Annotated in this window: 15 protein-coding genes; 1 reads left to right on the top strand and 14 read right to left on the bottom strand. The window is 62.1% G+C overall.

Going from position 1 to position 13,264, the window contains the following annotated elements; all coding sequences use genetic code 11:
• The coding region (locus ACIREA_RS13825; RefSeq protein WP_397382864.1) for a TonB-dependent receptor at positions 1-1,990 on the top strand (1,990 nt) is incomplete at its 5' end.
• A gap of 143 nt (positions 1,991-2,133) precedes the next feature.
• Here ACIREA_RS13825 and ACIREA_RS13820 read toward each other — a convergent pair.
• The 14 genes from ACIREA_RS13820 to ACIREA_RS13755 all read right to left on the bottom strand — a co-directional run.
• Positions 2,134-2,871 (bottom strand): DUF4405 domain-containing protein, encoded by a 738-nt coding sequence (locus ACIREA_RS13820; RefSeq protein ID WP_397382863.1) that lies wholly within the window; start codon positions 2,869-2,871, stop codon positions 2,134-2,136.
• A gap of 63 nt (positions 2,872-2,934) precedes the next feature.
• Complete coding sequence (locus ACIREA_RS13815; RefSeq protein ID WP_397382862.1) at positions 2,935-3,408, bottom strand: methyltransferase family protein; 474 nt, start codon at positions 3,406-3,408, stop codon at positions 2,935-2,937.
• A gap of 11 nt (positions 3,409-3,419) precedes the next feature.
• A complete protein-coding gene (locus ACIREA_RS13810; protein ID WP_397382861.1) occupies positions 3,420-4,097 on the bottom strand; it encodes a class I SAM-dependent methyltransferase in 678 nt (225 codons plus the stop codon).
• A gap of 137 nt (positions 4,098-4,234) precedes the next feature.
• Complete coding sequence (locus ACIREA_RS13805; RefSeq protein WP_397382860.1) at positions 4,235-4,423, bottom strand: hypothetical protein; 189 nt, start codon at positions 4,421-4,423, stop codon at positions 4,235-4,237.
• A 21-nt stretch (positions 4,424-4,444) separates the two neighbouring features.
• Positions 4,445-5,902 carry an NAD(P)/FAD-dependent oxidoreductase gene (locus tag ACIREA_RS13800; protein WP_397382859.1) on the bottom strand — a complete coding sequence of 486 codons (1,458 nt, stop codon included), beginning with the start codon at positions 5,900-5,902 and terminating at the stop codon, positions 4,445-4,447.
• Positions 5,903-5,989: 87 nt separating this feature from the next.
• Complete coding sequence (locus ACIREA_RS13795) at positions 5,990-6,334, bottom strand: hypothetical protein (RefSeq protein WP_397382858.1); 345 nt, start codon at positions 6,332-6,334, stop codon at positions 5,990-5,992.
• Positions 6,335-6,710: 376 nt separating this feature from the next.
• Complete coding sequence (locus ACIREA_RS13790) at positions 6,711-7,424, bottom strand: ABC transporter ATP-binding protein (RefSeq protein WP_397382857.1); 714 nt, start codon at positions 7,422-7,424, stop codon at positions 6,711-6,713.
• Positions 7,421-8,635, bottom strand: coding sequence for an ABC transporter permease (locus ACIREA_RS13785; protein WP_397382856.1), 1,215 nt, complete (start codon positions 8,633-8,635; stop codon positions 7,421-7,423). Before ACIREA_RS13785 ends, ACIREA_RS13790 begins: the two co-directional genes overlap by 4 nt.
• Positions 8,632-9,555, bottom strand: coding sequence for an efflux RND transporter periplasmic adaptor subunit (locus ACIREA_RS13780; RefSeq protein ID WP_397382855.1), 924 nt, complete (start codon positions 9,553-9,555; stop codon positions 8,632-8,634). The genes ACIREA_RS13785 and ACIREA_RS13780 overlap by 4 nt, the downstream gene beginning before the upstream one ends.
• 10 nt (positions 9,556-9,565) lie before the next feature.
• Positions 9,566-11,236 (bottom strand): FAD-dependent oxidoreductase, encoded by a 1,671-nt coding sequence (locus ACIREA_RS13775; protein WP_397382854.1) that lies wholly within the window; start codon positions 11,234-11,236, stop codon positions 9,566-9,568.
• Positions 11,233-11,808, bottom strand: coding sequence for a DUF6691 family protein (locus ACIREA_RS13770; protein ID WP_397382853.1), 576 nt, complete (start codon positions 11,806-11,808; stop codon positions 11,233-11,235). Before ACIREA_RS13770 ends, ACIREA_RS13775 begins: the two co-directional genes overlap by 4 nt.
• Positions 11,809-11,812: 4 nt before the next feature.
• Complete coding sequence (locus tag ACIREA_RS13765) at positions 11,813-12,334, bottom strand: YeeE/YedE thiosulfate transporter family protein (protein ID WP_397382852.1); 522 nt, start codon at positions 12,332-12,334, stop codon at positions 11,813-11,815.
• Positions 12,335-12,357: 23 nt separating this feature from the next.
• Positions 12,358-12,840 (bottom strand): DsrE family protein, encoded by a 483-nt coding sequence (locus tag ACIREA_RS13760; protein ID WP_397382851.1) that lies wholly within the window; start codon positions 12,838-12,840, stop codon positions 12,358-12,360.
• Positions 12,837-13,264, bottom strand: a 428-nt coding sequence (locus ACIREA_RS13755) for a rhodanese-like domain-containing protein (RefSeq protein WP_397382850.1), incomplete at its 5' end; no start/stop codon positions are given. The genes ACIREA_RS13755 and ACIREA_RS13760, both read right to left, overlap by 4 nt.

Genomic DNA, 13,264 nt, shown 5'->3' with positions numbered 1-13,264 from the left:
CGACCAACCCATCACCACGCTGCCGGAGATCATCGTCACCGGCACGCGGCTGCCTGCTGGCGCACCACTAAGCGCAGAAAGCGTGGACATCACCGGCGCGCGGGCACGCGGCACGGACGGTGCCTCCATGCTGAATCAAACGCCCGGTGCCGCCGTCATGCGCAACGGTCCGCAGACCGGCATCGTGCAGTTGCGCGGCCTGAGTGGCGACCGCGTGAAGATCGCCATTGATGGTGCGACCATCACGCCCGCCTGCCCGAATCACATGGACCCGCCTCTGCACTACGCTTCGCGTGGCTCGATGGAATCCATTGCGGTGATGGCGGGCATCACCCCGGTCAGCCAAGGTGGCGACAGCATCGCGGGAACCGTCATCGTGAAATCGCCCGAGCCGCGTTTTGCCAAGGCAGAGGAGCATTCCATCACCTTTGGCGAGCTCGGCAGCTTCTATCGCAGCAGCAATGACGGCTATGGGGCCAGTCTCTCCGGTGGGGCCGCCGACGAGAAGCTCAGCGCCTCGTATCAGGGCTCCTGGGAACGTGCCAGCGACCTGCGCTTTCCCGGCGGGCGGGTGCGTGCCACGGGTTTTGAAACGCAGCAGCACAAGGTCATCACGGCCATGCGTCTTGGCCCGGGCGTACTTTCGCTGGACACCAGCTTTGTCCGCACGCGGGATTCCGGCACACCCACTCTGCCCATGGACATGATTGAGGATGATGGCGCGCGTGTCGGGCTCCGCTACGTCGGCATGCATGAATTCGGCACCGTTGAAGCCCGTGCCTATGTCCACACCATCGACCACTTGATGAACAACTATTCGCTGCGTTCGCTGCCTGCGGGCACCATGCCCATGCAGGCGCCCGCCACCAGTGACGACTACGGCTTCAGCCTCGGCGTTTCCGTCCCCCAAGGAAGGCACACAGTGCGTGCAGGAACCGACTTTCATCGCAACGAATTCGACGCGCATCAGCAGAATATGGCCACTGGCGCGCTCCAGGACACGATCAACGAGGCCACCCGCACGCGCTGGGGTACCTACGCCGAATGGCAGTCCGTCTGGTCTGAAAAGTGGACGACGCAGATCGGCGTGCGCAATGACACCGTGTTCAGCAACGCGGCCAATGTCTCCTCCTTCTTTGCGCCGGCCGCAGCAGATGCCGCCGCATTCAACGCAAGAGGCCACAGCTTCACTGATGTGAACTTCGATGCCGCCGCCAGCCTGCGCTTCACGCCAAATGACTGGAGCACCTACGAGCTGGGCTTTGCCCGCAAAAACCGCGCCCCCAGCTTGTTGGAGCGCTACTTGTGGACGCCGCTGGGGGCAAACGCCGGCATGGCCGATGGCCGCACCTACCTCGGCAATCTCGGCCTGGATTCGGAGACTTCCTACCAGATCGCCTTCACCGCCGACTACCATGGCGAGAAATGGCAGGTCAAGACCACACCCTTTTACAACTGGGTCTATGATTACATCCAGGGCGTGCCCATCGCCCGGCTGTCCGCCGGCCAGCCCGTGCTCCAGTATCAAAACATCAGCCGCGCGGATCTCTTCGGCATCGACAGCTCCTTCCGCTATGCCTTCAACGAGAACTTCGGCATCCGTGGGGATGTGAGCTATGTGCGCGGTGTGAACCGCAGCAACGGCGACAATCTCTATCGTATCGCGCCGTTGCGCGGTTCATTGAGCTTCGACAGCCGTTTCCTTGGCTGGAAAAACAGCATCGAGGTGGTGATGGCCGCCGAGCAGAACAAAGTGGCCGCCTACAACGGCGAACCCGCGACCAGTGGCTACGCGCTGCTGAATCTGCGCACGGGCCGCGAGTTTGGCCATGGACTCGGTCTGGAGATCGGTCTCGAAAACATCACCAATGAGCGCTACGCCGACCATCTCAGCGGTCTGAACCGTGTCGCTGGCAGTGATGTCGGCATCGGCCAGCGCGTCCCCGGCGCAGGCCGTTTCCTTTACGTCCAGATGAAGTTTAAGTTTTGACGCCATGCGCACGACATTCGGCGGTGCCTGAACGAAGAGGACGGGCACCGTCAATGTTCCGCCTGCCATTGGTGGCACCAGAGGTTGAAATCTTCTGGCCGCAGCCAGTGGCTTCTCCCTGTTTTTTCGAGGCAGGTCTTCCGCTATCTGGCGGGCCAGTCGGCTCCTGACTCGACCCATGTCTTGAGCAGCAGGATTTCACCGGCTGGCAGTTGGTGCGCCGCAGCGGCTTTCATACCTGGCTGGTTTCCAGAGACGATGTTGAGCAATCGGCTTCCTCCAATGTCTCCCGGCACGACGAGTGGCGCTCCATTTCGAGATGAGAAGAAATCCTCACGCAGGTCAGCGCGGAAGCCGGAGGTCTGCCTCGTCGGCCCATGACATTTGATGCAGGACGCTTGAAACACGGGCATGATTTCCTTCCAGAAATCGACCTTGCCCATGCGGGGGCTGGCAGTGACGGAGGCGGCATGGCCCGGCGGTTCGTTGAGCGGATGCAGCGGCACCTCTCTTTCCCGCACGCTGCGATGGGTCGCCAGGGCAAACAAACCTGCAAGGGTGAAAAGCACCGCCAGCGTCAGCAGCCCGGCGTGCTGTCCACCGTTGGCACCACCACCTTGAAAACAAGTGAAGCGATGGCGGATCATGGTGACGATCCAGTCCCAGTGAAGCACCAGATGAATGACAAGGACCAGCAGCAGCACAAGACTGGCCCAGGAATGAATGGTCCCCCACTCATGCCGCGAGAGCCCCCACAGCTCATGCGTGCGGTTTGTGGCAGGTGGCAGCGGAAAGCGCAGCACATAGCCGGTGGCCACCATCACCAGCAGGCTGGCGGCTGCCAGCATGTCGATGAGCAAGTTGAAAGGGCCCCGGATCATGTCAGTGTGATGAGCTGGCTGCGGTGTTGAGCAAAGGCTGCTGGTGGAGGTGGAAGGGGTGTTTCATCTTGATTGGATTCGTGAAGGAAAGAAACGCGGCGTGCGGGCTGCATACTCTGGATAATTGCTGAATTGCAGGGCAAGCAACCGTTCTTCATGCGCTGCCTTGGCGTTGAAGAATACCCAAAGCATTCCGAACAGAACGAAATGCAGGATGCTCGCCGCCGCTATCGCTATGCCGAGAGCCCAGATGAGCAGGCCGCTGTAAACCGGATGCCTGACGCGGCGATACATTCCGTCCACGAGCAGCGCGGCTCCCCTACGTGGTGAAGGCATCGGCGTGAGTGAGCGTCCCGCATGCAATTGCCAGCTCGCCACGCCCGACAGGGCCGGACCGGCGATGCACAGCAGCCAGCCCAGCGGGCGCAGTGGCACGACAAACGGCAGAAGCCCGAAAGCAGGCATCATCAACAGCGCCGCGAGCAGGACCAACTGCACGGTCACCCATGTCAGGTCTTTGAGCGCGGCGGATTTCATGAGATTTCGTTCTACTTCCGCCGGAACTTCACGAAGTAATTCTCCTTCAGCACATCCTTCACCTCGCCGATTTTCTCAAAGCCGGCGGCGAGGACCTCCGCCTCGAAGACCTCCTGTCCGGCGCGGACGTGGCCCATGACGAAATCACTGCTTTCGCCGGGGATGCGTTTGAAGTCGATCAGCACCAGCACGCCTCCGGGCTTCAGTGCCTTGTGCAGCGTGGCGAGGCTGGCCTGCGGGAACTCGAAGTGGTGATACACATCGCAGATGAACGCTAGATCGACGCTGGCCTCCGGGAGCTCGACGCTGCGCCCTGTGCACTGGATCGTCTGCACATTCGCCGCATGCGCCTTCGTGGCGCGGGCCTGGATGTGTTCGAGGAAGTTCTTCGCGATGTCGACCGCATACACTTTGCCACTCTCCCCGACCGCCTGTGAAAACGGCAGCGTGAAGAGCCCCGTGCCTGCGCCGATGTCCGCCATGGCCATGCCGGGCTTCAAGCCGACTGCTGCGGCGATCTTCTCACGCTGGTGGTAGATCTCGCGGCTTTCGGTTTCAAACTTCTGTGTCCACTCACCGACCTTGAGCTTGGGATCGAGGAACTTGTCGTTGATGCCGGGCTTCACACTCGCGTCTTGGGCGAAGCTGGTCGTGACGAGGAGGCAGAGAAGCGGAAGAATGCGTTTCATGTGGAATCGGGAATGGGAATAATAGATCGCTTGGGGCTCATGCCATCTTCCACATCAAGGATGCGGTCAACGAGCGCTGTTCATGGCAGTGACGGAAGAGTCCAGCCTGGAGAAGGGCCTGCCAAAGGAAGGCCGGTTCATTGGCGCGGCTTTTGCGGCGGCGCGTCCGGGGGCGGTTCGTGTGATTTAAAAATCAGGCGCAGCATCTTCACGTTGATCACAAAAAAACGCAGAAGCTGATAGGGCGCAAACGTTCGCCAGAATCGCGTGAGCGGGGTGGGAACGGTGGCGTAGGCGACGGGACTGCTGATGTCGGTGGGTTTCATGGTGGGTGAGGCGGGAAGCGATCACTCGGGAATCAATGACCAGAAGGGGAGACATTTGGCCTTGTAGATGAACATGTGGTGCAAAAGATGTTTGAGCCAGTGCCCGGCCAGGCCGATTTCCCCCGTGGTGTAGGTGAGGTCGCGGCCGAACTCGTAGCGCTCGTAGTCCGGAACGAGCGGATACAAGGTGATCGTGGCCGCCGTTCCGCTGAGCAGTCCTTTGCCAGCGGAGGCGACGCAGGCGGCCCCCATGGTGGCAAAGGGTGCACGATGCAGCGGTGACTCGCCACCGTGGCGGATGCGGTCTGCGATGGAGAAGGCCACCGTGCGGCCCATGATGCCAGCGGTCATGCCCGTGCGCGGGACGGCGGGTGCGACGAGGGTGCCCTTGGGCGAGCGGAGCGGGCGGGAGACCGCATGCGGAGGCGCAAAGGCAATGCCTGCGGCGAAGACATTGGCATAGGTTGGGTTCTGGTAGGTGGCCGGCCAGTCGCGTGGGGACCACTCTTCAAACGGACGCTCCGTGTAGTCGGCATCGACGCGCATGAAGCCGTTGGGAGCAAAGAGCTGCGCCGCGATGTCAGTCCCGGCGCGATTGATGGCCGCCAGCCCCACGCCGCGAAAGGGTGGGAGGAGCATGGCAAAGTCGAACGCGATCTCGCGTTCCAATCCCTCGACGGTCTCATAGGCGAGCCTGCCGACGCTGACTTGCTGGACGTGCGCGCGGTTGATCCACTCGACGCCGCGCTCCACGAAGAGCGATTCCGCAAACAGCCGGCTGGGGGTCACGTAGCCGCCGCGCTTGAGGTGCAGCCCGCCCATGCCGAAGTCTCCCAGTTCATTTTCGTTGGTCAGGAAAATGATCCGCGCGCGTTCGCGCACCTTGTGGCGGCGCAGCTCATGCTCGACATTAAAAACATACTCAAAGGCGGCTCCCTCGCAGGTGCAGGTGCCGTGCCCCATGCCGATGATCAGCGTTTGGTTTTCCCCGCGCTTCATGCGGTCGATGCTCGCGCGGAAGGCGCGGGCTGCCTCGACGGCGTGGTCGGCGGTGCAGACGGACCAGCTGTGGCCTCCGTGCGGCCCGAGTCCGGGGGTCGCTCCGAAGTTGAGTTTCGGACCGGTGGCGTTGATCAGGTAGTCGTAGGTTTCACGGCCAGGGGCCGCCTCGGTCGCTGCTCCGGAAACGGTGTATTCGACATGCGGCCTGGGCAGTTCTTCAGTTCCTTCCGGCCGGATGACGGTCGCCCGCCCCTGCCTGAACTCAATGCCCTGCCGCGCATACACGGGCGCGAGTGGAAAGACCACTTCGCGCCGCTCCATCGAGCCCACGCCAACCCAGATGTTGGAGGGAATCCAGTTCCACTCCGGCTCAGGAGAGATGACGACAATCTCATGGCTGTGTCCGACTTTTTTGCGCAGCAAAGTTGCGGCGGTGTGGCCGGCGATGCCAGCTCCTAGAATGACAGTTTTAGCCATGACGTTGGACGGTTGGATGGTTTCAGTTGGAGACTTGGGGCGGACCAAGCTGCTCCTGGCCCGGTCTGTGATGTTCGGCAAAGCCGGTCACTTCAGCGCGGCATCGAGCGCGTGCAGTGCCTGCATGATGCGCTCGTGATGCGCTTTGGTGGCCTCATGCACCTGTTTTTGTTTAGCATGGTCTGCTTCGGCGTGCTGGTGTGCCGAGGTGGGCGCGTTGCCTGCTTGCTCGTGGTCGGCAATCTCGTGTTCGTGTGCGGCGATCTCCGCCTCATGCGCGCGGATGCTCACCTCGTGACTCGCGAGCTCCTCCTGCGCCCGTTTCAAGATGGCTGCGGCTTCCTGGTGATCGGCAGACCACGCGGCGTGGTCGCTTTTCCATTGGGCATGATCCAGTTTGTCCTGGGCGTGTTCGGTGGTGGTCGTGTTCATGGTGAGATTCGGTTTGGGTTGTACTCGCGGATGATTGGGCAAAGATGCTGGCCGGAGCCTTGCCGTCGCGGTGCAATGCTGGGCCTATCTTGCGGTGCCAGCCTCCTAAGGCACTTTCGCAGGCGAGTGTGACGGAGATGGCGGTTTCATGGACGGTTCGGGCTGTTGCGTGACTGGCGGCGGTCTACCACCTTAAGGGTCCACCAACTTGTGTCCGACCTGTTCGCTTAGCCATGGGGTGAACACCTAAGAGCAGCAGGACATCGCCAGCCTGCTCCGTATTCAGGGTATTCCAGCTTTGGCGCTGATCAAAGACGGCAGATCCCCCGCGCGAAGCTGATCGAGGCGAGAAGTCAGAGGGATGCGGGGAGGCGCTTCAGGAGGATTTGACGCGTTGAGAAGGTGATCGCTCGTGGATCATGCCATCTTCCACATCAACGATGCGGTCAAAGACATCGAGCGTGCGGTGGTCGTGAGTCACGACGAGGACGCCGGCGTTGCGCTCATGGGCGACTTTGGCAAAGAGTTCCATCACCTGGCGTCCGCGCTGGCTGTCGAGCGCGGCAGTGGGTTCGTCGGCGAGGATGAGGCTGGGGTTGTTGGCGAGCGCACGGGCCACGGCGACACGTTGCTGCTCGCCCCCCGAGAGGGCGACGGGCAGGTTGCCGGCTCGCTCGCCGACGCCGAGGTAGTCGAGCAGTTCCATCGCGCGTGCGCGTGCGGCGTTCGGAGCGGTGTCATTGATTTCGAGGGCGACCTGCACGTTTTCCAATGCGGTTAGAAAGGGAATGAGGTTCGCCTTTTGAAACACGAATCCGAGATGCTGGCGGCGAAAGGCGCGCAGATCGACGAGTGCCTTCGGACCATCGAGCACGGCCGCGCCACCGATCATCACCTGTCCTGACGTGGGAGGATTGATCAGCGCCATGGCGGTGAGGATGGTGGACTTGCCGGAGCCGCTGGGGCCGAGCATGCCGACGATCTCGCCGCGTGCGATGGTCAGCGAGGCATCGCGGATGGCGACGACTTCGGTGTGGCCGCTGCCATACACTTTGCGCAGATGCTGGACTTCGACGGCGGGAGCGCTCATGCGGAGAGGACGGTGTTGGGCTCCACGCGCAGGGCTTTCCAGATGCCGAGCAGGCTGGCGAGCGTGGAGATGATGAGGACGATGAACCCGAGCGAAATGAGGTCTGACGGCTCCACGACGACGAGACGCGGAAAGTGGGGGAACGTGAACTGCCCGATGACCCACGCCAGCGCATAACCAAAAGCGCCCATGAGAAGCGACTGCTGCAGAATGAGGCCTCCGATGACGCCATTGCGGGCGCCAATGAGCTTTAGCAGGGCGATGTCGCGAATTTTGTCGAGCGTGAGCGTGTAGATGATCAGCGCGATGATGATGGTCGAAATGATGATCAGCAGAACGCGGAAGAGGCCGAGCTGGCGCTTCGCCTTGTCCACCATGCCGGAGAGCAGCAGGTCCTTTTGCTCCTGAGTGGAGAAAACCGAGATGTCCGGCCAGTTGCCGAGCGTGACACGAACGGCTGCGGCATCCGTGCCAGGCTGCAAGGTCACGAGCACGGCGCTGACCTGCGGCTTCGACAGCGCGGGAATGCCGCCGGAGGGGCCGGCGGCGCGATCCAGCAGCAGAGGCTGCAGGCGGCCGATCTCGATGTCCTCCAATCGTGCACGTCGTGCGGCGCGTTCCAGCCGCACGGATTCACCCGGCACATCAGATTGTATCGCCAGCGCATCGCTCACAGTGAAAAAAGTCAGTCCATCGCCACTGGTGCCGACCATGCCACGCGTGTGGCCAACGACTTCATAGACGTCCTTGCCGAGCCTGACTTTTTCACCCAAAGGCAGGTGCAGGGACAGATCGGCGATCATTTCATAATGCGCCTGCCGCAGCGCACGCCCTGCCACCAGCGGAACCCACTCGCCGCGATCCTCCGGCCACGAAAGCCCCTGCACCACCATGCGCAGCGGCCTGCCCTGATGCACGCGTTGAATCGTGTGCGATACGAAGCGGCGTGCATTGGCCACGCCCGGCACCGCGCGCACGCGGTCCTCCAGGCTGGCAGAAATCCGCGAGATCTCCGCAAACGGCCCGCGCGTGCCGCCCTGCACGACCCACAGATCCGCGCCCACACGGTCCACTAGCAGCGTCGCTTCATGGATGAGACCACGATAGATGCCGCCCATGCCCATCACGATCATCAGCAGCAGGCCGATGCCCAGCGTGGTAAACACAAAGCGGCCCGAGTTGTGCCGAATGTCGCGGACGGCGAGGTTCATGGCAGCTGAATGAACACCTCCGCGCGCTGGCCGATGGTCCAGTTTTTCGGCAGTTCGTTCACGCGCACATCGACGAGAAACTCACGCGTCTCGCGGTCCGTCTCGCGGCCGATGCGCGAGACCACGCCGGGGTAGTTCCTGCCGCTTTCGGAACGGAAAACGATGCGCGCCTTCTGGCCGGGCGCGACTTTCGAAATGGCTGTTTCATCGACCCACGCATTCACCCAGATTTCTTCGAGCGAGATGAGTTCCATCAGCGAGCCTCCTGGCACGAGCATGTCGCCTGGCTCTCGATTGCGCCGGATGATGAGCCCGTTGTAAGGTGCGCGAATTTCCGTGAAGGCCATCTGCTCCTTGCGATACAGCAGCGTCTTTTCCGCCACCAGCACTTGGGCCTGCGCCTCGGCGATGGTCGCGTTCGAGCGGTTCAGATCAGCCTCCGCCACATGCAGCGCTTCCGAAGCTTTGTCTGCGTCTGTCTGGGAAACAGCGTTGGAGGTTCGCAGGCCGGTCATGCGCTGGTGCTCGAGCCGGGCCTGCGCCAGCACCGCCTCCGAGCGTGCCAGATCCGCGCTCACTCGCGCCGCTGTCTGCCGCGCCGCTGCCAAAGTCGCCTCCGCGATGGCCACCTGCTGCTTGATCTCCGCGTCATCGAGCCGCGCGAGCAACTGCCCGGCTTTCACCGCATCTCCCTGATCCACCAGCACCTCCGCCAGCCGCTCTTGAATGCGTGCGCTCACCGTCGTCTTCACGCGCGCCTCCAGCGTGCCGGTGCCCATCACCTCACGCGTGATGCTGTCTTGACTCAGCTTGGGCTCCTCGACTGGCTTTGGAGCCAGCTTGAACTTGTAGAACGCCGCTCCGACCACGGCGATGACTGCAAACCAGGGCAGGAGACGACGCAGGAAGGTGTTTTTCATAAAGTTCGGATCAGCGGGTTGCGGTGCTGAAGGTGCGCCATGAACCGGCGAGGTTGCGCACTTTGAAACCGTGCTGCATGAGCAGGCGGCATGCGAAGTAGCTGCGCTGGCCGCTCTGGCAGGAGGCGATGATCTCCTTGTCCTTCGGCAGTTCGCCCAGGCGTCCGCGCAGTTCATCCAGCGGGATGTGCATGGAGCCGGGGATGCTGCCCTTGGCGCGCTCGTCGGCACGGCGCACGTCCAGCACGAGCGTCTTGTCTGGATCAAGCGTGGCGATCTCATGCCACTGCGCGAGCACCACATCTCCGGCGAGCACGTTTTGCGCGGCCATGCCGGCGAGATTCACGGGATCTTTGGCGGAGCCAAACGGCGGAGAGTAGGCGAGTTCCAGTTCGGCGAGATCATCCATGGTCATGCCGGCTTTGAGCGCGGTGGCCAGGACATCGAGGCGCTTGTCCACGCCATCGCGGCCCACTGCTTGCGCACCGAGCAGCTTGCCGGTGTCCGGGTCAAAGAGCACCTTCATCGCGATGGGTTCCGCGCCGGGATAATAACCTGCATGCGACGCCGGATGCAGGTGCAGAGCCTGGTAGGATCTGCCAGCAGTACGCAGCGTCTTTTCGTTCGCGCCCGTGCAGCCTGCGGTGAGGCCAAAGAGTCGCAGCACGGCCGTGCCCTGCGTGCCGTGGTAGGCGGAACTGCGGCCCATGATGTTGTCCGCAGCGATGCGGCCCTGGCGGTTCGCCGGACCAGCCAGCGGGATCAGGCTCCACTCGCCGGTGATGACATCGCGCACTTCCACGACATCGCCGACGGCATAGATCGCCGGATCGCTCGTCTGCATGCGCTCGTTCACACGGATGCCACCGCGACCACCGATCTCCAGACCGGCGGCTTTTGCCAGGGTGCTTTCAGGCTTCACGCCCATGCCGAGCACCACGACATCCGCAGGCAGTCGGCGGCCATCTTTGAGCACCACGATGGAGGCCCGGGCGGGCTCGGCGTCGGTCGGTGCTTCAAATGCAGCCACGGCGCTGCCGGTGCAAAGTCCGACGCCATGCTGCTTGAGCTCCAAATGAAGCCACGCGGCCATCTCGGGGTCGAGCGGCGCCATGACCTGCGGCAATGCTTCGACAAGTGAAACGGAGACACCGCCATGCCGGACGAGCTGCTCCGCCATTTCCAAACCGATGTAACCGCCGCCGACCACCACGGCCCGGGTGTCCTCGGTCTCGCTGATCCATGATTTGATCCGCACCACGTCAGGCACGTTGCGCACCACGAAATGGCCCTCGTGCTGGATGCCGGGAATCGGCGGTGTCAGCGGTGCTGCGCCCGTGGAAATGACAAGTGCATCGTAGGGCAGCGCGTATTCGCGGCCGTTCGTCAGCTCGCGGACGTTCACCACTTTGGCCTCGCGATCAATCGACACAGCCTCGCTGTGCACACGCACGTCGAGGTTGAAGCGCGCGTGCAGGCTCTTCGGCGTCTGCACCAGCAGATCCTCCTCATTCGCAATCTCACCGCCAACGAAGTAAGGCAGGCCGCAGTTGGCAAAGGAGACATGGGGGCCGCGCTCCAGCACGGTGATTTCACAGGTTTCGGACAGGCGGCGTGCACGCGCGGCGGCGCTGGCACCACCGGCGACACCTCCGATGATGACCAGACGTTGGGGTTTCATGAGATTTTGGATTGGGTTTTTTCAAAACGTGCGACGAGCGCAAAGACAACTGCAGCCATGACCACCAGTCCCGCATACCACACCCATTCCGGCAACGTGGTGAGTTCAGGCAGGCGCTTTTTGCCGAGATCCGCCACCGGCAGGATGTTCGCGGCGATCCAGTCGTAGCACAGCGCATAGGCGGCAGCACCGACGAGCATTCCCAAAAAGCCTACGAGCGCATCCAGCTTGCCGGTCGCGATGGCGGCGATGCCTGTGCCGGGGCAGTAGCCGTAGATCACCATGCCGATGCCAAAGAGCAGCGCACCGAGGATGACCGCGAGCATGTTTGCTGGCTTGATGTGCCAGTTGGACAGCTCCTGCCCATGCAGGATGAACAGGCCCACACCACCGACGACGATGGCGGTGAACATGACCTTGAGCACGGTGAAGTCACGAAAGAGAAACTGCTTCACGATGACATTGAAGTCCGTGACGCCGCCGCGATGCAGCAGCACGCCAAAGATGAAACCAAAGAGCAGTCCGGCCCAGAGCAGATTGGATCCGGTGATGAAGGCGAGAAGTGTGTGCATAAGATCAGGATTTGGAGGTGCTGCGGAAGAGGATGAAGGCGGTGACGATGCCGCTGATGAACATGGCGATGAAGAAGGTCCAGCTGCTCACGGCCAGCTGCAGCGAACCACTGATGCCATGGCCGCTGGTGCAGCCATCCGCCAGCCGTGCGCCGAAGATGAGGACTACGCCGCCGATAAACGCGGCGAGGAATCGTTTGCCAACGGACGAGCCAAAACGCTCGCGCCAGATGGCCGGCACGCTCTCCAGTTTGAAGCTGCCGCTCACCAGCGCGCTGACCATGGCGCCGAAAAAGGAGCCGAGCACGAACAGGCTGCCGTAGTCCCAGGCTGGCACCGCTTTTTTGGCCCAGTAAGTGTTGGCCGCCACGCCATCCGCGCCCAGCACAGGCATGGCACACGCGCCAGAAGCCTGCGCGATGCCGGTGGAGATGCCAATGGGCTTGTCAGCCAGCGTAAAGGTGAGGATGCTCAGCACGCCGATCAGCGCGCCTACGAGGTAAGGATTCCAGCGGTGTGTTTTCATGGTTGGTGGTGGGAAAGGGGGGATTACTCAAACTTGATGTAGGCGAAGCCTTGCAACTGCAGATCAATCAGGCGCGGGAAGGCACCCACGACGAGTTTGACGCCGGGCATCAGTTCGGTCGGCTTCACGCCTTTCTGCTGCATCGTGTTTTCACAGAGTTCCACCTGCACGCCGCGCTTGATGAGTTCCGCGAGGATCTCGCCGTTTGGATTGGCCGCATCCGCGCCGAGGCGTTTGCGGGCCGCATCATTCACCACGGCGGCGATGCCGGTGCCATGATAGACAAGATGCAGATGCACCTGGTCTGCGGCGATGCCCTGCTTCTCATAGGTGTTGATGAGTTTGCGGGCGTAAAACAGCCCCTTGTTCACTCCTTCGTGGGCCACGTCATCCGTCACTTGATAGACGATGCGCAGGTTCTCGCGCACCTGGATCGGAATGACTTCCGGTTCGGCGGCAGATGAGGCAATGCTGAGGGCTAGGAGGGTGTAGAGCAGGTGTTTCATGGTTGGGATTCGGGTTGCCACGACATGTAGCCGCGGTGGATGTGCTGGATGTTGCGGAAGCCGAGTTGTTTCAAAACGATCACGGCCTTGCGGCTGCGAAAGCCGCCGGCGCAATAAACCAGCACGGGCTTGTCCATGTTGAGCGCGGCCACCTTGGTTTCAAAGGCTGCGTCGCCGATGGAGATGTTCACCGCGCGGGGCAGCGCGCCACCTTCAAATTCGCCGGAGGAGCGCACATCCAGCACCTGCGTCTCGGGGTGTTCGCGCAGCCACGCATTGGCCTGGCCAGGATTTAGGTTAGCACACACGGAGCCGGGAGCCGCTTTGAAGAGACGGCGGTCCCAGTCTCCTTCATACCAGTACCAGCCGACGATGACAGCGATGAGAATAACAAAGGTCCAGATCATATTTCGAAAGGGCATTG

The organism is Prosthecobacter sp., from assembly GCF_044373815.1.
Lineage (GTDB): Bacteria > Verrucomicrobiota > Verrucomicrobiia > Verrucomicrobiales > Verrucomicrobiaceae > Prosthecobacter.
Note: the sequence above shows the minus strand (reverse complement) of the source record. Positions and strands in the feature narration are given on the sequence as shown.

Bases quoted from the DNA above. Each gene is read 5' to 3' on its own strand.
- ACIREA_RS13765 (WP_397382852.1), bottom strand. From the start codon at position 12,334: ATGAAAACACACCGCTGGAATCCTTACCTCGTAGGCGCGCTGATCGGC.
- ACIREA_RS13770 (WP_397382853.1), bottom strand. From the start codon at position 11,808: ATGCACACACTTCTCGCCTTCATCACCGGATCCAATCTGCTCTGGGCC.
- ACIREA_RS13805 (WP_397382860.1), bottom strand. From the start codon at position 4,423: ATGAAACCCACCGACATCAGCAGTCCCGTCGCCTACGCCACCGTTCCC.
- ACIREA_RS13785 (WP_397382856.1), bottom strand. From the start codon at position 8,635: ATGAACCTCGCCGTCCGCGACATTCGGCACAACTCGGGCCGCTTTGTG.
- ACIREA_RS13800 (WP_397382859.1), bottom strand. From the start codon at position 5,902: ATGGCTAAAACTGTCATTCTAGGAGCTGGCATCGCCGGCCACACCGCC.
- ACIREA_RS13775 (WP_397382854.1), bottom strand. From the start codon at position 11,236: ATGAAACCCCAACGTCTGGTCATCATCGGAGGTGTCGCCGGTGGTGCC.
- ACIREA_RS13820 (WP_397382863.1), bottom strand. From the start codon at position 2,871: ATGATCCGGGGCCCTTTCAACTTGCTCATCGACATGCTGGCAGCCGCC.
- ACIREA_RS13790 (WP_397382857.1), bottom strand. From the start codon at position 7,424: ATGAGCGCTCCCGCCGTCGAAGTCCAGCATCTGCGCAAAGTGTATGGC.
- ACIREA_RS13795 (WP_397382858.1), bottom strand. From the start codon at position 6,334: ATGAACACGACCACCACCGAACACGCCCAGGACAAACTGGATCATGCC.
- ACIREA_RS13780 (WP_397382855.1), bottom strand. From the start codon at position 9,555: ATGAAAAACACCTTCCTGCGTCGTCTCCTGCCCTGGTTTGCAGTCATC.
- ACIREA_RS13815 (WP_397382862.1), bottom strand. From the start codon at position 3,408: ATGAAATCCGCCGCGCTCAAAGACCTGACATGGGTGACCGTGCAGTTG.
- ACIREA_RS13760 (WP_397382851.1), bottom strand. From the start codon at position 12,840: ATGAAACACCTGCTCTACACCCTCCTAGCCCTCAGCATTGCCTCATCT.
- ACIREA_RS13810 (WP_397382861.1), bottom strand. From the start codon at position 4,097: ATGAAACGCATTCTTCCGCTTCTCTGCCTCCTCGTCACGACCAGCTTC.